The organism is Sorangium sp. So ce128 (genome assembly GCF_051525245.1).
Taxonomy (GTDB): Bacteria; Myxococcota_A; Polyangia; order Polyangiales; family Polyangiaceae; genus Sorangium; species Sorangium cellulosum_B.
In genome coordinates this window covers 4,350,601-4,368,881 of sequence record NZ_CP150313.1, presented here as the reverse complement: position 1 = coordinate 4,368,881, position 18,281 = coordinate 4,350,601, and the positions used below count along the sequence as shown (strand labels likewise).

Genomic DNA, 18,281 nt, shown 5'->3' with positions numbered 1-18,281 from the left:
CGCGAGAGCGGGCCCAGGCGGCATCGCGCGCGGAGGGCGCTCGACGACCCGGGCCCGCCGAGGACCATCAGGCAGCCGCCTGACCTACTGCTGCGACATTCACCTTCTGACGGTTCGCGACGACGAGGTTGAGGATCTGCACCGACGCCTCGTTGATGTCGTCCTCGATGTGCTGCGTCTTGCCGTTCAGCACGGCGAAGCCGATGAGGCCGATGATGGCGACGCCGAGGCCGAAGGCGGTGCAGTTCATGGCCTCGGAGATCCCGAGCGCGAGCACGCGGGCCTTCTGGCTGGGGTCGACCGACTCGCCGGCGACGGAGCCGAACGACTTGATGAGGCCCGTCACGGTCCCGAGGAGGCCGGAGAGCATCGCGAGGTTCGCGAGCAGCGCGAGGTACGAGGTGCGCGCCGAGATCTTCGGCAGCTCGCGGAGAGCCGCCTCGTCCATCGCCGCCTGGACCTCCTCGTCGGGACGGTTCACCTTGACAAGGCCGGCCTGGACGATGCGGGCGAGCGGGGCGTTCGCCGCCGAACACATCTTCACGGCCTTGGCAACGTCACCCGCCAGGATGCACTTCTGCATGGTGGCGAGAAAGACGTCCTTGTTGATGGACGAGCCGAACAGGTAGAGGGCGCGTTCGACGATGATGCCGATCGTGAGGATCGACCAGAACAGGATGGGCCACATACCCCACCCACCCTCTTTGAAAGCTTCATACGCTCCGTGCATTGCTTCTGTCCTCCAGTTCGCCTCGCGTCCCCGGGATGAGGTTTCGCGCAACTCGATCGGTTCCCTTTGTCAGACTCGTGTTGCCGAGGGGCGGCAGTCTTTCACTCACACGTAAAGACGGATGAGAGGCCTATTTTGCTTGGCGGCGCTGGCCGTGGACGGCGTGCTGCTGTCGCTCTCTGGCGAGATGCCCACGGGACGCTAGCCGAGCGGCGCTGACCTCTGCAAGAGTCCTGATCGTCTCTTCTGGTGCCGGCGCGCGGCGCCGTCCCAGCTCTCCCACCTGTCGTCCAAGACTGACTTCGCGTCGTCGCCAGGGGCCCTTTCATGGCTCTAGGCGCGGCTCCCCGTTCACCGCAGAGCGTGCCGCCTTGTGGCCGAGCTACGCCGACGCGCCCGGGGGACTCGCGCATCTTCGCGATTGAGACCCGGCGCCGTCAAGAGAGATTTGGCCACACGTGAGCGCTCTGATACGGGCAAAACTTTACAACAATCGCGGGGTTATGTCATGATCGGCCGGGAGCGATGCGGGCCGACCAGCGGCAGATGCCGCGAATTTTAGGGGGCGCAGCGCCCGCATGACCACCGCCGGCCCGACCGCGCGCCGCGGCAGTGCGAGCCGCATCACCCGAGAGCGAGCGCAGCGACTCATCCGCCCGGACGACGCGGCGATGGCAGAGCACGGTAGCCCGCTCAGACGCCGCCAGCCGGAGCGAATCAGGGGTCTCCGGACCTACCTGTCCGGCCTCGGTGCGGACGGCGCCCGTCCGCGTGGCCGGGGCGAGCTCGCCGTGAGATTCGCTGGTTCTTGCGGCGATTTTCGGCGATCCCAGCCTCGCGGCTCGGGGCGCGGCAGCATCGCCGAGCTTGCACACGGGATCGGGCGGCAGTTATAGTCGCCGCGCCTGGAGATTGTCGGGCTTCTGACGACGCTGAGAAAGGGACTTCGAGGATGCGTCATCTGCTGATGTTGGCGGCCGAGGGTGGTGGCGAAGGTGGGATGTGGGAGGCCATCAAGCACAATCCGACCTTCCTGATCGCGAACCTGGTCGTCTCCGCGGTCGTGGTGACCATCATCATCGAACGAACCGCGTTCCAGCTGGGACGCTACCGCGTGAACTCCAAGGAGTTCTTCGCGCAGGTCAAGAAGCTGGTGGCGGCCGGCAACATCGACCGCGCCATCAAGCTCTGCGACGCGAGCGACTACCCGATCCTGCAGCTCGTCAAGGCCGGCCTGACCCACGCGAACAAGGGGGCCGACGAGATCGACGCCGCCCTCAGCGAGAAGCTGTCCGAGCTCAAGCCGGCCGTGGAGAAGCGCATCGGCGCCCTGTGGTCGCTCGCGAACATCGCGACGCTGATCGGCCTCATCGGGACGGTCTCCGGCCTGATCAACACGTTCGCCTCCATCGCCGCCCAGGGCCTCTCGCAGGCCGACAAGCAGCGGATGCTCTCGAACGGCATCGCGGAGGCCATGTACAACACCGCGTTCGGCCTCGCCATCGCGGTCGTGTGCATGATCGCGCACGTGCTACTCCACACCCGCTCCAAGAACATCCAGCACGATCTCGAGTCGACGACCGAGCGCGTCTTCAACCTGCTCACGATCAGCAGCAAGCCTGGCTACTAGCCCATGGCGGACCCGCAAGACGTCCCGCTCAGCTCGGCGCAGCGATCGAAGATCCGGCGCCTATCGCAGCCCAAGGAGCCCGAAGCCGGGGAGGAGGCCGGCGAGCTCAACGTCGTTCCGTACCTCGACATCATCACGAACATCCTCATCTTCGTGCTCGCCAGCGTGTCGGTGACATTCGTGTCGTCGATCGACACGACCCCGCCATCCATCGGCGGCGGCAAGGTGCGCAGCGAGCTCTCGAGCAAGGCGTTGAACCTCTCCGCGTTCATCACCAGCCAGGGGATCTCGCTGAAGACGTCGAGCGGCAACATCGCGACCGGCTGCCAGGACGTGGGCGGCGGGGTCACGGTGCCGAAGGCGAACGACAGCTATGACTACCCCGCGCTCACGGCGTGCGCGAAGCGCCTCAAGAACGCCCGCCCCGAGTTCAAAGAGGAGACGCAGGTGACGATCACGGCGAACCCGGGCATCGACTACAAGACGATCATCGACGTGATGGATGCGCTGAGGAGCGACGACGGGGAAGTGCTGTTCCCGGAGGTCCACTTCGGGGTGGCCCGATGAGCGCCGAGCAGCGACCTGCCCCGCGACCGAAGGCGACCGTCGTCCGCTACAAGGCGGCCCTCCGGAAGGCGATCCGAAGGAACCGGCGGGACCCCGAGATCGACTTCTTGAACATCACGGCGATGCTCGACCTGATGACGATCATCCTCGTCTTCTTGCTGAAGAGCGTGGGATCGTCGGCGGCATCCATCCCGCAGTCGAAGGACCTCACCCTGCCGAAGTCGGTGATGCAGGCCGAGCCCTCCCAGGAGGGCGTCGTCGTCATCGTCTCGAAGTCGCAGATCCTGGTCGGCGAGGATCCGACCCCGATCGTCATGCTGCCCAACCGCGAGCAGCTCGCGCAGTCGGGCGTCGACGCAAAGTACAAGCGCAGCGGCCCGAACGATCTCTACATCGTGCCGCTGGCGAACGCCCTGTCCCACGCGCGCGAGACGGACAAGGCCATTCGCGCAGCGAAAGGGCTCGATCCGTCGTCGTCGGAGGCGATCATCGTCGCCGACGCAACCACGCCGTACCGCCTCCTGATCGAGGTCCTGTTCACCCTGGGGCAGAGCGAGTTCGGCAAGTACCACCTGATGGTCCTGAGCGGCGGTCGCAAGCCGTAGCCCCCCTCCCCCGCCCTGCGGTGCCGGAAGGCCCCGCGACGGCCACTCCGAGCGCCGCCACGGATCCACCCGTGCCCCCATGAGGGCGCGCTCCCCTGCGCGCCCTCATGGATCGGCCGGTGCTCCGCGACCGGCGCGCTCCCCCTGCGCGCCGTCGTTCTTTCAGTCCACCGCGAACAGCTCTTCCAGGTCGGCCTTGGTGAGCTTCTTCGCGCCGCCCGCGTCCTCGCTGAGGACGGAGGCGACGAGCTGACGCTTCTTGTCCTTGAGCAGCAGGATCTTCTCCTCGATCGTCCCCTCGGCGATGAGCCGATAGGCCGTCACCACCTTCGTCTGCCCGATGCGGTGGGCGCGGTCGGTGGCCTGCTGCTCGACCGCCGGGTTCCACCACGGATCGAAGTGGATGACCGTGTCGGCCGCGGTGAGGTTCAGGCCCGTGCCGCCCGCCTTGAGGCTGATGAGGAAGACCGGCACGCTCGGATCGTTCTGGAAGCGGTCGACGCGCTCCGCCCGGTCCTTCGTGGAGCCGTCGAGGTACTCGTAGGCGACACCATCCTCCTTCATCGCCTTCTCGATGAGCCTCAGCATCATCACGAACTGGCTGAAGACGAGGACCTTGTGCCCGCCCTCGACGGCGTTCGCGATGAGCTCCCGGACCGCGACGAGCTTGCCCGAGTCGTCGTCGCCGAACTCCCGCGGCAAGCCGAGCAGCCGCGGGTCGCAGGCCGCCTGCCGGAGGCGGGTGAGGCCGGCGAGGATCTGCAGCTGGCTCTTCGCGAGGCCGACGCGCTCGACCTCGCCGAGGACCTGCGCCCGCACCTCGCGCGCGACCTGCATGTAGAGCGCCCGCTGCTCGCCGGTGAGATCGCAGATCTGATCCATCTCGATCTTCTCGGGAAGATCCTTGGCGACCTCCTGCTTCGTGCGGCGCAGGATGAACGGGTGGATGGCGGCGCGGAGCCGCTGCGCGGTCTTGTAGTCGCCCGCCTCGATCGGGCGCGAGAAGCGGGCCTCGAACTTGTCGAGCGAGCCGAGCAGGCCCGGCGAGACGAAGTCGAAGATGGACCAGATCTCCGAGAGCCGGTTCTCGATGGGCGTGCCCGTCAGCGCGAGCCGGCGCTTCGCGCGGAGCCGCTTGGCCGCCGCGGCGGTGGCGCTCATCGGGTTCTTGATGTGCTGCGCCTCGTCGAGGATGGCGTAGCTCAGGTCGAGCTGCGCGAGGAAATCCTCGTCGCGACGGAGGAGCGCATAGCTCGTGATCACCACCTCCGCGGCCTTCACCTCGTCGATCTGATCCTTGCGATCGGCGCCGTGCCAGAGGGCGACCGACAGCGACGGCGCGAACCGGGCGAGCTCGCGCTCCCAGTTCGTGACGACGCTCGTCGGGGCGACGATCAGCGCGCGCATGTGCTTCTCCTCCTGCTTGACGGCGAGCAGGAGGGCGAGCGTCTGGACCGTCTTGCCGAGGCCCATGTCGTCGGCGAGCACGCCGCCCGAGCCGATGTCATGGATGAACTTGAGCCACGAGAGGCCCGCCTCCTGGTAGGGACGGAGCGTCGCCTTCAGGTTCCTGGGCCGCTTGGTGCTGCCGATCTCGTCGATGTTGCTGAGCTTCTGGAACAGCTCGCGCGCGGAGGCGGTCACGCTCGATCCGCTCGCGTGCTGCAGGAGCTCGTGCACCCGCCCGGCCTGCGCGAGGGGCAGCCGACCGCTCTTGCCGGCCGCCATCATCAGCTCGACCTCGCGATCGAGCATCGCGCGCACGGCGTCAGGATCGAACGCGGCGAACGACCCGTCCTCGAGGCGGACGTAGCGCTTGCCCTCGGCGAGACAGCGGCGCAGCTCGTCGCGATCGACGCCGATGCCCTCGCTCTCGAAGCTGAGCTTGACGTTCAGCCAGTCCATCCCCGAGGTGACCTTGGCGAACACGCCGATCGGCCTGCCGCGCACCTGCGTGTCGACGAGATCCTCGGGGACGAAGAGGTCCCAGTCGTCGGGGAGCTCGGCGAGCCCCTCGGTCCAGAAGGTGAGCGCCTGGTCGCCGTTCGCGATGAAGCCCTGGCCCGTCTCGTCCGGCTTGAGCCCGAGGGCGAGCAGCTTGCTCGCCGCCTCCTGCTGCGCGGCGATGTCCACGCGGATGCAGCGGGCGCGCTTCATCCCCTCCTCGGGCGGCTGCACGAGCACCGGGGGCGACATGCCGTCGGCGCGCACCGCGACCTCGGCGTCGCCGTAGGCGGCGGTCAGCGTGACGCGCGCCTCGATGAGCGAGCCGCCCGCGCGCATGCGGAACGTGGGCACGAGATCGACGACCTCGGCGATCTGATTCAGGTCGGGCAGCTCCGCGCCGACCTCGAGCGCGATCTTGGGCAGCCCCTGCATGATGATGCGGGCCAGCTCGCTCATCGGCTCGCCGATGGTCGGCGAGCGGAGCAGGCGGCGCATCGCCGCGGGGGAGACGCGCTTGTCGATGCGGCGCGCGAGCCCCTCCTGCGTGTCGATGTGCCAGCCCGGCCAGCCCTCGAACCACCCGCCCTGCAGCAGCGAGAAGCGGCGCTTGTCGTTCCCCCGCTCGAAGCTCGTCTTCACGATGATGGTGTCGCCGCCGACGGTCTCGAGATCGAAGCGCGGCCGCAGGCTGTCGTCGCCGAAGCGGAGCTGCATCAGGGCCGGCTCGAGCAGCACGCGCTGGCCCTCGAGCAGCGGGAGCAGCTCGGCCACGTCCTCGCCGCGGATGTCGACGGCTGGGTGGCGCGGGTTGCCGCTCTCGAACCGGGCGAGCAGCCGGAGCGCGTCGCGATCCGGCGTCGGATAGAGCGCCTGCCAGGCGAGCGCCGCAGAGGGCAGCACCGGGACGCGCGCCTCGGCGTCGAGGACGGTGACGGTCAGCGCCCCTTGCCGCACGTGGAGGCGGAACTCCACGCGCCGTGCCCCGGTGACGCCCTCGGGCGGAAGCCAGGCGCCGATCCCGGTCTGCTTGGCCGTCGCGTCCAGGATCGGCGCCGCGAGGGCGACGGATGAGCCCGGAGGCCCGTGGGTGCCGACGACGGTCGGGACGGGCGCCGACGGCGTGATCGCCAGGCGCCCGCGGCGGTCGCGACGGCGCACACGCTTCAGGGCGTCACCGCCGGCGTGGGCGGTCTGCGGGACGAGCGCCGGGATCGGCGGCTCGCGTCGCGGCTGCGCGCCGCGCGCCTGGTCGCGGATGCTGATGAGCAGCGCCGCGACGTGCTTGCAGTGCTGCCCAGCCTTCTGGAACGCCGGACAGGAACATTGCGACTGGATGCCATCGGGCGATAGCTCGACCTTGACCGGATATGGCTCGGAGTCGGCGGCGCGGACGGTGCCGCTCGCCATCGTCTCGTTGATGGAGATGTCCTCGACGACACGGCGGCGGAAGTACTCCAGCCCGCGGAGGAAGGTGCGGGCGCCAAGCAGCCTTCGCAGGCCACGATCGCTGAGGGTGGAGAGTGCGTCGGAGATCGGAGGCGGCACGTCGTGGGCTCGGGATACAGGTGCGGCGGTTATTCGCCGGGATGGGTCGGGTGAACGGGATCTCTTGGCAAATCCCGCTGGGTGAAGAACCGGCATCAGATGAAGAACGGCAAGAACACGATGATCACGGCGGGGAGCATCTTGATGAGCACGTGGATCGCGGGGCCGGCCACGTCCTTGAGCGGATCGCCGATCGTGTCGCCGACGACGGCGGCACCATAGGTGGGGTTGTCCGCCCGCGCCCCCGTCTCGTCGACAAGGTAGCGCCCACCGTGCGCGCCGGTCGCGATGTACTGCCTCGCATTGTCCCAGATCGCCCCGGTATTCCCCAAGAAGAGCGACCCGAGGACGCCTGCGACCGTCCCGGCCATGATCAAGGCCGCGACTGAATCGGCCGCGACCAGAGGATTATCTTCCGTCCTTGCAAAGCGCAAGGCAAGTCCCACGACGACGGGCACCACCGCGGAGACGAGGGCTGGCGCGATCATATGGCGCAGCGCGGCCCGAGAGACGATCTCGACGCAGGGCTCGTGGTCGCCTACGAACCCCGGCGGGCGGGCGCGGGCCTGGCGCCTCACCTCGTCGAGGACGCGTCGGCCAGCCTGGAGGACGTTGCGAATGCAGCGGCCGGCCAGCCAGAAGACAAGGAGGATCCCCACCAGGGCGCCGAGATAGACCTCGGGCCGGTCGAGGCGCAGGACCATCGCGGTCGTCTCGCCGCGGATCGGCGCGCTCGACGTCAACGCCCGGCGCCGGGACTCATCGAGGTAGCCGGCGACGAGCAGCAGCGAGGCGAGCGCGGCCACGCCGGCCGTGTACGCCTTCGTGAGCGCCTTGGTCGTGTTGCCGACGGCATCGAGCACGAGGGTGCGGCCACGCACGTCCGGCCGCTCGCGGGCGACGGTCACGGCGACGATGCCGCCCGCGTTGTCCACGATGGGGCCGAACGCATCCATGGCGAGGACGTACCCCGCGGTGCCCAGCATCCCCATCGTCGCGACCGCTGTGCCGAACAGGCCCCCCCCGGCGAGCCCGGAGCGGGCGCCGAGCAGGTAGGAGCCGAAGGTGGCGCCGACGACGACCAGGAGCGGGGGAACCGAGCTCTCGAGACCGATGGCGAGCCCGCGCAGCACCGCCATCGCGGAGCCGCTGCGGGCCGCCTCGGCGAGCTCGCGCACCGGGCGGTGCCGCTGCTCGGTGTAGTACTGCGTGACGTGCAGCACGCCGATGCCGGTGACGATGCCGATCACGCCGCAGGCGAAGAAGATGACCCAGTGGGCGTCGAGCAGCCACTTGGCGGCCCCGGCGATGCCGACGGCGTGGAGGGTGGCCGTGACGTAGAGCCCCCGCACGAGGGCGTTGAAGGCGTCCTCGCGGTCGTCGGTCTTGACGACCATCACGCCGAAGAGCGTCGCGATGAGGCCGAACGCGCGGCTGACGAGCGGGAAGAGCACGACGGCGAGGGCGCTCGGGAGCCCGGCGTTGTTGCGAAAGAGCATCGCGCCGACCACCATGGCGCCCGCGCTCTCGGTGACGGTGGAGGCGAAGACGCCGGCCGCGCGCCCGGCGCAGTCGCCGACCGTATCGCCTGCCAGGTCGACGATCGTGGCCGGGTTCTGGAGGTCGTCCTCGTCGAGCCCGACCTCCGCGCCGGCGAGGTCCGCGCCTAGGTCGGCCGCCTTGGAGAAGGTGCCGCCTCCGAGCTGCGCCATCAGGGCGGCGAAGGAGGCGCCGAGCGGGTAACCGGCGATGACCCAGGGGATGGTCGGGGCGAGCGCGAGCGCCTCGGCCGGCTCGGCGCCGAAGCCGCCACGGAACGCGAGGACCGCGGCGAACAGGCCGCCGAGGCCGAGGAGGCTCATGCTCGCGACGAAGAGCCCCGACACGGCGCCGCCACGGAGGGCGATCTGCAGGGCGAGATCGAGCGAGCGGCGGGCGCCGCTCGCGGCGCGCACGCTGGTGCGGGGCGCGATCCAGGCAGCGACGCGGCCGGTCGCGACCGCGCTGGCGGCCCCGACCGCGAACGAGAGCGTCAGCCAGACACCCAGCTCCAGCGCTGGCACCGGGTTGTTCTCCCCGGTGCGCCGGAGGAGGCCGTAGGCGAGGAAGATGGCGCCTCCGAGCATCGCGGAGACCGCGCCGATCACGCTGCTCTGGCGGCGAAAGTACGCCTCCGCGACCCCCTGGATGATCGCTGCGATGCGCTGCATCTCGGGCTCGACCGCGGGGCGTGCGACGACCCAGCGAGCGAGGTAAGCCGCAAAGGCGAGCCCGAGCAGGCCGCCGCTGATGATGAGCGCAAGCTCCGTCATGACGGGCGGACCGGGCGCGCACCGTGGACGCGCTGCCTCGGCCGGTGAGGGATGATGCGGGTGATTGCCGCGGTGTCGACAAAGGCGCCGCAGGAACCCGCGCTGCAGCGGCGCACGCCTTCCCTACTCCGGCCAGGAGGGCCGCGCAAGCGAAGAAGACGCGCGCGGCGAGGTCATTTCAGGTCCTTCGCGTCGCGTCCGACCACGTGGTCCAGCCGGGTCTTGGCGACGAGCGCGCCGACGCGCGCGTTGAGCTGCTGGAGCCGCGCGCGCGTCACCTCGCCCTCGGCGTCGACCACGTCGACGCTCGTGGCTCGCCCTGCCCGGAACAGCTCCGACCGGACGCGCATCGACTCCGTGGCCGCCGCGAGCTGGCGCTCTGCAGACTCGATGCTGCTCGCGGTCTTGCTCAGCTCGGAATACGCCGAGACCACCTCGAGGCGGAGGGCGTCGCGCAGCGCGGCCTTCTGCTCCGCGATCTGCGTGGTGCGGGCGTTCGCCTCGGCGGACGCGCCCGCGGTGGTGAAGATGTCGTTGACGACCCACGTGGCGCGGACGCCTGCGGACCACGTCGCATCGAACCTGTCCTGAGCTCCGAAGACGCGTTGGTTGGGGTTCGCGTAGGTGAGATCGGCGAACCCGTCCAACCGCGGGAAGTAGCCGGCCCTCGTGACCGCCTCGGCCTTCTCGAGCGAGTACTGCGTCTCGTCGAGGGCGCGGATCTCGAGGCGCTTCTGAAGCGCCTCCTGGACCAGCGCCGGGAGCGCCTCCGCGGGCGGCTTCGCAGGCGCGCTCCCCATCACATCGATCCCCAACGTGAGCGGCCTGTCCGGCGCGGCGCCGAGCGCGATACGGATCTGGTCGTCCGCGACCAGGAGCGCGGCCTGCGCCTCATTGAGCACCTGCTCCGCGCCGGCCACCTGGGCCTCGAGCCGGAGCACGTCAGCGCGTGAGAGCAGCCCAACTTCGAAGGTGCGGCGCGCGTCCTCGACGTGCGCCCTGGACTGAGACACCGCCTCACCTGCGACGACGACCTGCCCCTTCACGCGGACCCAGTTGAAGAACGCGATCTTCGCGTCGGCCGCGGCTTGCAGCGTCTCCGCCTGCAGCTCGAGCTTCTTCGCGCTCTCTGCGTGGGACGCCGACGCGTACCCCTGCGAGATGCGGAACACGTAATCCGAAATGGGCACGGCGAGGCTCGCCGTCAGGGAGTAGGAGTTGACGGACGAAGGGAGGCTAAGCCCAGGAGAACGGCTGAGGGTCACGAAGCGGCCGTCGCCGTCGACGACACACTGCCCCGCAGCGGCGTCTGCGCAAGGCGCGGTGGAGAGGGGTCCCTCGCTGAATCCAGATTGCCCCGGGCCATTGGTCACGCCGACGACCGGCGCCCCCGCGCCGAGGGCCGGGGTCTCGACCTCTGACAAACGCGTGTAGGTGGCCGTGAGCGTCAGCCGCGGAAAGAAATTGACCATCGCCTGATCGACCTTGGCAGCGGCCGCGCGGAGATCGGCCTGCTTGGCGCGGAGCGACGCACGCGTCCGCAGCGCGGCCTTCGCGACGTCGTCCGGCGTCAGCCCTCCCGGCTGCGGCGCAAGCGCCGTGGCGAGCGGATCGGCCTTCGTCGCCGCCGGCTGAGCCGCAGCGATGGCCGCCCCCGGGGGCTGCGGTTGGCCCGCGGCAGGAGGCGCCGGGGTGGGCGGCGGGGTGACCGGCTGCGGAGCCGCCGGTCGGGGAGCGGCCGGCTGCCCCGCGGCCGGTGAGGCGATGAGCCCGAGGGCGAGCAGCCCGGCGAGCGTCGAAGCCAGCGAGATGCTGCGTCGAGACGAGGGTGCGGTGCTTTTCATGACCGGTGGGTCACTTATGGGCGGCGAGAGCACCCGTCAAGTCACAGGCGATCCCACGCATCGCGTCTCGGCGATCGCTCGCCTCGCCGTCTGGCGAAGGTGACCGGGAAGCCCGCGCTCTCGGCCCACGGCGCGCCTGCGCCCCCAGGCCCGCGTCATGCCGCGACCGCGACGGGAACCGTCCCGGGCCGCGCCGGACACGATGGTCTGGCGCGCTCGTCGTGCCGTGCCGCAATGGGCCACGACAGCAGGGACGTCATCACCGATGCGCAGCACGGGACCCTCGCCAGACACGCCATCCAACCCCCGCTCACGCTCGCTATGGACGGCAGGAATACGTCGCTCTCTCCGCGGCAACACGTATTGCCGCGCGCGATCGGATGGAAGAACATCGAATGAAGTGGCCGCCATCTTGCTTGGCGGCGGACCGGAGGCCCTCATGCATCGACTGCTTGCGTCGCGCCGCAGCTTCTCCCCGTTCCTCGCCATCCTTGTGATCGCATCACCCTTTGCCGCCTGCGCTCCGTGGGAGCTCGGTGAGGACGACACCCCCGACATCGGCGATCCTGGGAGCGTCGCGGTCGCGGCGGAGCCGCCGCCCGCCATCAGCGGCGGAACGCTCGCCGTGAGCAAGAGCGCCCTCCGGGCGGTGGCCGCGGATCCGGATCGCGACCGGGTGTGGATCGTCGATCTCCAGGCGCAGAAGCTGACCGCGGAGATCGCCCTGCAGAAGGGCGACGAGCCGGGCAGGGTCGTCGAGGACGACGCGGGTCGCTTCCACGTCGCGCTCCGCCGCGGCGGCGCGCTCGTGACCGTCGACGCGGAGAGCGGGACGATCATCGACCGGCGCGACGTGTGCCCGGCCCCGCGGGGGGTCGCCTACGATGCGCAGACCGACGCGCTCCATGTCGCGTGCCTCGGCGGCGAGCTCGTCACGCTCCCGGCCGGTCCCGGCGCGGCGACGCGCCGCCTGAAGCTCGATCGCGACCTGCGCGACGTGGTCGTGGACGGGGACCGGCTCCTGGTCAGCAAGTTCCGGTCTGCCGAGCTGCTCACCATCGGGGCGGACGGCATCGTGATGGAGCAAAAGAAGCTCCCGAAATTCAACCTGTTCGGGCAGGAGTTCGCGCCGACCGTCGCCTGGCGGACGATCAAGCTGCCGACAGGCGGTATCGCGATGGTCCACCAGCGCGCCTTGATCGCGCCCGTCGAGATCGTGGAGGGGGGCTACAGCTCCGGCGGATGCGATGGGAGCGTCGTCCACGGCACGGTCTCGGAGGTCGGGACGCCCGACTCCGACGGCCAGCCGAACCTGGCCGCTGCCCTCCCCTCCGCGACCTTGCCGGTCGATGTCGCGGTGTCCGATGACGGTCTCTCGTATGCGGTCGTCGCGGCCGGCAGGAGCGAGATCCTCATGACCAGCCGCGCGAACTTGAACGTGACGATGGGTGGCCCCGAAGGAACGTGCGTCGAGGCGGAGCAGCGCGTGGTCGTGGAAGGCGAGCCCACGGCCGTCGCGTTCGCCGGCGGCTCCGTGGTGGTGCAGACCCGCGAGCCGGCGGGCATCCAGGTCCTCGGGGCTCCCAACACCGCCGGCAACCGCGTCGCCAAGGTCATCACGCTCCCCGGGGAGAGCCGCAGGGACACCGGCCACGAGATGTTCCACCGGAACACTGCCGGCCCGATGGCGTGTGCGTCGTGCCATCCGGAGGGAGGCGAGGACAGCCATACCTGGCACTTCAACCCCATCGGACCGCGGCGCACCCAGTTCGTCAGCGGCGGGATCCTCAACACGGCGCCGTTCCACTGGGACGGCGATATGTCGGGGATCGAAGCCATCATGGACGAGGTCTTCGAGCGGCGCATGGGCGGCATGCACCAGGGACCGCGCCGGGTGAAGGTCTTCGCCCGGTGGATCGACAGCCTCCCCGCTCCGCCGGTGTCGTCGGCGCCCGACGCAGAGGCCGTCGCGCGCGGCGAGGCCCTCTTCCACGACAAGGCCGTCGACTGCGCGAGCTGCCACGCGGGCGCTCAGCTCACGACCAACGACTCGTTCGACGTCGGTACGGGCAAGCCCTTCCAGGTGCCGTCGCTGGTCCGCATCGGCACGCGCGCGCCGTTCATGCACGACGGATGCGCGCCGACGCTGAAGGACCGGTTCACCAACCCCGCCTGCGGCGGCGGAGACAGGCACGGCAAGACGTCCCAGCTCTCGGACGCCCAGCTCGACGATCTGGTCGCCTACCTTGAGACCCTCTGACCCCTTCCAGCGGGATTTTCCGCCGGTGAGCCCGCCCGATCGCGCCCCTTCACCGCGAATGATGTAACGAGCGCCGAGCCGCGATATGCTGGCGCGGCGTGAACGTCGCCGAAAAAGTCGCCACCCTCGAAGCGCTCCTCCACCGGGTGCAGCGGAACGCCGCTGCGCCTCGCACCCGGGCGCAGCTCGCGGCCTCCGCCGAGCTCGTCCCGCATCGCGGCGAGGCGCCCGGCGCCATCGCCAACGACACGGCGGGCGCGGCCTCGCCCGACCCCAGGTTCAGCTCGACGGAAACGTCGCCGGCGAATGAAGCACGGCCGGCAGCGGTCGCCTCGAGCGGACCGTCTGCGCCGCGCGCCATCGAGCCCGTCTTGGACGACGTCGGTGGCATCGACGCCTTCAGCCCGGCGGCCGCGCAGGCATCGCAGACCGCGGCGGCCAGCGCCGCGAAGCAGCCCGCAGCGGCCGCGAAGGCACCGCAGCAATCTCCGGCGAAGACGCCGCAACAGCCGTCGGTGAAGGCAGCCGCAGCAGCCACGCCCGCAGCGAGCGGGGTCAAGGCCGCGGCCGTCAAGCCGGCCGCGGCGACGCCGGCGCGCAACCCTGCGCCGCCTCCCAGCTCACCCGGGAAGCCGGTCGCGAGGCCCGCCGCCTCCATCGATCTCCCGCGGGCTGACGCCGGCCCCTCCGCCGGTGCTCAGGAGACCTTCCGCCCTCCCGCGGAGGCGGCCGAGCTGAAGCCGAGAGAGGCAGCCAGGACCGCGGCCAAGGTCGCGGCGCCTGCGGCCAGGTCAGCTGCCCTGGGCAAGGACGCGCCCGGTGCAGGCCCGGCGATGCCCCCGGCCCGGGGCTCCAGCCCGCGCGCAGAGACGAAGCCGTTCTTCCCTCACGAGGACGTCGCTGCGCGGCCGAAGGTGGTGGAGGGCGACAGCGAGCTCTCGTTCGCAGGGCTCCTCCCCGACGAGCCGGAACCCGGCCAGAAGCCCGCTGCAGCGCTGAAGCTCCCGGCCGAGCGCAGGGCGGCGCCGGATGCCGCGGTGCCCGAGGCGCGCGCGGAGCGCAGATCCCTGCCTGACCGCGCGGAGGTACACGCCACGACCGCGTCGGCCGCCGCGGATGATGCCTCGACGCTCGAGGCGGTCACTGCCCGTGGGCCGTCATCTTCTGGTGAGCCGGTCACCCCCAAGGCGCCGGATCCGATCGCCGCCGCCACGCGGCGCGCGATGGGGGAGCCTGCCACCGAGCGAGAGTTCAGCCGCGAGATGGTCGACGACGAGCCGACCGTGATCCGCGGCATGCTCGAGGACGAGCCCACCGTCATTCGTTCTCGCCCCGAGGGCCTCGAAGACGAGGAGACGGCGATCCGTTCCGCGCGGTCCGAAGCCCAGGCCGTCGCGCGCTCGGTCGCGGAAGAGGCCGGCGATGCGTCGCCTGGAACGCTGTCCAGAGACGCGAGCGACGAAGCGGATCGTAGGTCCAGGCCGAAGGCGGCCGACCGCGACCTTCTCCCGAAGGTCATCACCAAGGACCCGCCCCTCCCGGCCGACAAGGACGTGAAGCCTTCCGACCACGTCACGACGCGGCCCGCCGCGGACGCCGGCATCACCGTGCGACCGCCGCCGCGCCCGCGCTCCCGCGTGGGCATCGTGATCGCCGCCGTGGCGCTCCTCGTGGGCGGCGCAGCGGTCGCGTACCGGCTCAGCGTGTCTGACCCCGAGCCCGCGCCCCTCCCCGACGTCGCCCCCGACACGTCTCCGGGAGCGACCCAGAGCGCGACCGCGCAGCCGCCGGCCACCGCGCCGACGCCAACCGCCGCGCCCACCGAGACGGCGCCCGCTGCACCGTCCGCGGCCGAGACCGCGACGCCGGCAGCGAGCGCTGCACCCGAGGCGAGCGCTGCGCCCGAGGCGAGCGCTGCACCCGAGGCGAGCGCTGCGCCGGCCGCAGGCAAGGCGGAGGATCTGCCGCCGAGCCGGGGCCACCTGACGGTCAATTCGCCAGAGCGCGCGTCGGTGTATGTGAACGGCTCGCTCGCCGGAAGCACCGGAGAGACGCTCGACGTGCCTTGCGGGACGCGTTACGTGCGGCTCGGCAAGCTGACGACGGAGAAGACGTCGACCCCCGCGTGGCTCTCCGCCGGCCAGGCGGTCATCGTCGGTTGCCGCAAGCAAACGGTCGTGTCGATCACGCCCTCCGCGGCGAGCCCGACGCCCGACCGCCCCACGAAGCGGAAAGGCAGCCCCGCCGGCACCGCCACCCCGGACGGTGAGGGCGCTGCGCCCGCGCCCGCTGAAGAGACCGCGCCTGCACCTGATCCCGCTCCGTAGAAACCCGCGCCCCCGGGGCCTGCTCCTAGGGGGCGCAACATGCCCCATGCAGAGGGGCAGGAGCGCGGTGCTAGGCTCCGCGCCCGATGGATTCCGAGACGACTCCCCTTCCCCACGAGGCCTGCGCCGCAGCTGGCGACGCGGCGTCGTCGGCGTCCGTCAGGGTAGCGAGCTCCGGCCCCTTCCCTCTGCGCAGCCCGGCAGGGGGAGCGCCCCTCGACGGCGTGGCAGAGACAGAGCCCAGCGCCCTCGCGACGATCGTTGCCAGCGCGCGGGCGGCGCAGATCGCCTGGGCGGAGGTCCCGATCAGGGAGCGCGCCGAGCTCATCGCGCGCGTCAAGAGGCGCCTGCTCGCGCGGGCCGAGGAGATCGCGACGCTCGTGCACCGCGAGTGCGGCAAGCCGATCGAGGAGGCCGCGCTCGCTGAAGTGCTCCCGAACGCGGATCTCATCGACTACTGGACCCGGTCCATCGAGGAGCTCCTCGACGACTCCCCCGTCGCGCTCGACCCGCTCGCCTACCCCGGCAAAGTCGGGCGCATCCAGAGGGATCCGCGCGGCGTCGTCGCGCTCATCACGCCCTGGAACTACCCTGTCGCGATCCCGCTGCGCACGATCGTGCCGGCGCTGCTCGCGGGCAACGCCGTCGTCTTCAAGCCGAGCGAGGTCACGCCGCGCTCCGGCGCGCTCGTCACTTCGCTGTTCGACGGGCTGCTCCCGGACGGCGTCCTCGCCGTCGCGCAGGGCGGCAGCGACGTCGGCGCCGCGCTCGTCGGGGCCGGCGTCGATCTCGTCGTCTTCACCGGCAGCGTCGCCACCGGCAAGAAGATCGCCGTCGCGTGCGCCGAGCGCCTCATCCCGACGTCACTGGAGCTCGGCGGGAAGGACGGCGCCATCGTCCTCGGCGACTGCGATCTGGAGCGCGCCGCGCGCGGCGTCCTCTGGGGCGCCTTCACGAACGCCGGACAGAACTGCGCCTCCATCGAGCGCGTCTACGTCGAGCAGGCGATCGCGGACCGCTTCATCGCGCGCGTCATCGCGCTCACGGGGCAGCTCCGCGCCGGCATCGACGTCGGCGTGATGACGACGGCGCGGCAGGCGGAGATCGTGCGGCATCAGCTCGAGGCGGCCGTCGAGGGCGGGGCAGAGATCCTCGCCGGCGGCGCGCCGGAAGAGGGCTCGCTCGCCTTCCCACCGACGGTCCTCAAGGTGGAGCGAGAGGACACGCCGCTGCTCCGGGACGAAACCTTCGGCCCCGTTCTTCCCATCATCGTGGTGAAGGACGCCGAGGAGGCGATCGCGCGCACCAACGCGTCCCGCTTCGCGCTCACGACCAGCCTCTGGACCCGCGGCTACGAGCGGGCCCACGCGCTCGCGCGACGGCTGCGCTCCGGCGTGGTGACGATCAACAACCACGGCTTCACGGGCGCGCTCCCGGCCGCGCCGTGGACGGGGGCGGGAGACAGCGGCTACGGCGTCACGAGCAGCCCACACGCGCTCGCGGAGCTCACGCGGCCGCGCTTCTTGCTCGAGGACCGCAGCAGGGCGAAGAGCGAGCTGTGGTGGTACCCTTATACGCCCGCGCTCCGGACGGTCGCCTTCGCGATGGCGCGGGCGCGAGGGGGAGCCGGATGGTTCGGCCGCGTCAGCGCCCTCGTCGAGCTCGTCGCCGCGCTCGCGAGGCGCCTGCTCGGTCGCTGATCCCGAGACCCATCGAGCGAACGCATGCGCCCTCTGATCCTCCTCTCCAACGATGACGGCTACTCAGCGCCGGGTCTGACCGCGGTGCGGGACGAGCTCGCCCGGCACGCCGACGTGGTGGTGTGCGCCCCCGCGGTCAACCAGAGCGCGACGAGCCACTCCCTGAGCCTGCACCGCGTCCTCCGGCTGCTGGAGGCTGCGCCCGGCGTGTTCGCGGTCGACGGCACGCCCGCCGACTGCATCTACGTCGCCCTTCACGCCGGCACGCGCGTGCTGCCGCGGCGCCCCGATCTGGTCGTGTCGGGCATGAACCACGGGCTCAACCTGGGCGCCGACATCTTCTACTCGGGCACCGTGGCCGCCGCGCGCGAAGGAGCGCTCCGCGGCGTCCCCTCGATCGCGCTCTCCGCCGATGCAGGCGCGTCGCTCCCGGCCGCAGCGGCGCTCGGCGTCAAGCTCGCGCTCGCCCTCCACCGCGCCGCCGGGAAGGAGGGACGCCGGCCAGCGCCGCTGCTCAATGTCAACATCCCTGCGGGCAGCAGCTGGCCCGTGCGGGCCACGCGCATGGGCGCGCGCTTGTACACCGAAGAGGTGATCTTTCGCCGGGATCCGCGCGGGCACGAGTACCTCTGGATCGGCGGCGCGGGCGTACGCCACGACCTCGTCCCCGGCTCGGACACCGAGGCCTACGACGCAGGGGCCGTCAGCGTCACGCCGCTGACCCTCGACCTCTTCGCCGCGCAGCACGAGGGCATCGCAGCCCTCCTCGCCGCGGAGCTCAACGACGGCCACATCACCTGACGTAGCTCGCGTC

Annotated in this window: 11 protein-coding genes; 7 read left to right on the top strand and 4 right to left on the bottom strand. The window is 70.9% G+C overall.

The genetic code is table 11. The annotated features are described in order from the left end of the window. Positions 1-67: 67 nt before the first annotated feature. Entirely contained in the window at positions 68-688 is a 621-nt protein-coding gene (locus WME82_RS16725) for a MotA/TolQ/ExbB proton channel family protein (RefSeq protein ID WP_231864858.1), read from the bottom strand. A 1,009-nt stretch (positions 689-1,697) separates the two neighbouring features. On the opposite strand from WME82_RS16725, the gene WME82_RS16720 reads away from it, so the two are divergent. Genes WME82_RS16720 through WME82_RS16710 form a run of 3 tightly spaced genes read left to right on the top strand, consistent with a single transcriptional unit; the run spans position 1,698 to position 3,532 of the window. Further along, positions 1,698-2,360, top strand: coding sequence for a MotA/TolQ/ExbB proton channel family protein (locus WME82_RS16720; protein WP_272098212.1), 663 nt, complete (start codon positions 1,698-1,700; stop codon positions 2,358-2,360). A gap of 3 nt (positions 2,361-2,363) precedes the next feature. Continuing rightward, on the top strand, positions 2,364-2,927 hold the full coding sequence (locus WME82_RS16715) for an ExbD/TolR family protein (RefSeq protein WP_012235623.1): 564 nt from the start codon (positions 2,364-2,366) through the stop codon (positions 2,925-2,927). Next, positions 2,924-3,532 (top strand): ExbD/TolR family protein, encoded by a 609-nt coding sequence (locus tag WME82_RS16710; RefSeq protein WP_437746464.1) that lies wholly within the window; start codon positions 2,924-2,926, stop codon positions 3,530-3,532. Before WME82_RS16715 ends, WME82_RS16710 begins: the two co-directional genes overlap by 4 nt. Before the next feature lie 162 nt (positions 3,533-3,694). On the opposite strand, the gene WME82_RS16705 is transcribed toward WME82_RS16710, so the two are convergent. From WME82_RS16705 to WME82_RS16695, 3 genes are all read right to left on the bottom strand, one after another. Beyond that, on the bottom strand, positions 3,695-7,024 hold the full coding sequence (locus WME82_RS16705) for an SNF2-related protein (RefSeq protein ID WP_438043638.1): 3,330 nt from the start codon (positions 7,022-7,024) through the stop codon (positions 3,695-3,697). Between the two features lie 95 nt (positions 7,025-7,119). Beyond that, on the bottom strand, positions 7,120-9,336 hold the full coding sequence (locus WME82_RS16700; protein ID WP_437746462.1) for a sodium-translocating pyrophosphatase: 2,217 nt from the start codon (positions 9,334-9,336) through the stop codon (positions 7,120-7,122). Positions 9,337-9,509: 173 nt separating this feature from the next. After that, positions 9,510-11,180 (bottom strand): TolC family protein, encoded by a 1,671-nt coding sequence (locus WME82_RS16695; protein WP_438043637.1) that lies wholly within the window; start codon positions 11,178-11,180, stop codon positions 9,510-9,512. A 439-nt stretch (positions 11,181-11,619) separates the two neighbouring features. Here WME82_RS16695 and WME82_RS16690 point away from each other — a divergent pair, with 439 nt between their 5' ends. From WME82_RS16690 to surE, 4 genes are all read left to right on the top strand, one after another. Continuing rightward, positions 11,620-13,440: a c-type cytochrome gene (locus WME82_RS16690; RefSeq protein WP_438043636.1), complete on the top strand. Its 1,821-nt coding sequence runs from the start codon at positions 11,620-11,622 to the stop codon at positions 13,438-13,440. Between the two features lie 98 nt (positions 13,441-13,538). Then, positions 13,539-15,767 (top strand): hypothetical protein, encoded by a 2,229-nt coding sequence (locus tag WME82_RS16685; protein WP_438043635.1) that lies wholly within the window; start codon positions 13,539-13,541, stop codon positions 15,765-15,767. A gap of 86 nt (positions 15,768-15,853) precedes the next feature. Beyond that, on the top strand, positions 15,854-17,467 hold the full coding sequence (locus WME82_RS16680; protein WP_438043634.1) for an aldehyde dehydrogenase family protein: 1,614 nt from the start codon (positions 15,854-15,856) through the stop codon (positions 17,465-17,467). 24 nt (positions 17,468-17,491) lie between these two features. Then, positions 17,492-18,268, top strand: coding sequence for a 5'/3'-nucleotidase SurE (gene surE, locus WME82_RS16675; RefSeq protein ID WP_438043633.1), 777 nt, complete (start codon positions 17,492-17,494; stop codon positions 18,266-18,268). Positions 18,269-18,281: the final 13 nt, after the last annotated feature.

Bases quoted from the DNA above. Each gene is read 5' to 3' on its own strand.
- surE (WP_438043633.1), top strand. From the start codon at position 17,492: ATGCGCCCTCTGATCCTCCTCTCCAACGATGACGGCTACTCAGCGCCG.
- WME82_RS16725 (WP_231864858.1), bottom strand. From the start codon at position 688: ATGTGGCCCATCCTGTTCTGGTCGATCCTCACGATCGGCATCATCGTC.
- WME82_RS16720 (WP_272098212.1), top strand. From the start codon at position 1,698: ATGTTGGCGGCCGAGGGTGGTGGCGAAGGTGGGATGTGGGAGGCCATC.
- WME82_RS16690 (WP_438043636.1), top strand. From the start codon at position 11,620: ATGCATCGACTGCTTGCGTCGCGCCGCAGCTTCTCCCCGTTCCTCGCC.
- WME82_RS16695 (WP_438043637.1), bottom strand. From the start codon at position 11,180: ATGAAAAGCACCGCACCCTCGTCTCGACGCAGCATCTCGCTGGCTTCG.
- WME82_RS16715 (WP_012235623.1), top strand. From the start codon at position 2,364: ATGGCGGACCCGCAAGACGTCCCGCTCAGCTCGGCGCAGCGATCGAAG.
- WME82_RS16680 (WP_438043634.1), top strand. From the start codon at position 15,854: ATGGATTCCGAGACGACTCCCCTTCCCCACGAGGCCTGCGCCGCAGCT.
- WME82_RS16710 (WP_437746464.1), top strand. From the start codon at position 2,924: ATGAGCGCCGAGCAGCGACCTGCCCCGCGACCGAAGGCGACCGTCGTC.
- WME82_RS16700 (WP_437746462.1), bottom strand. From the start codon at position 9,336: ATGACGGAGCTTGCGCTCATCATCAGCGGCGGCCTGCTCGGGCTCGCC.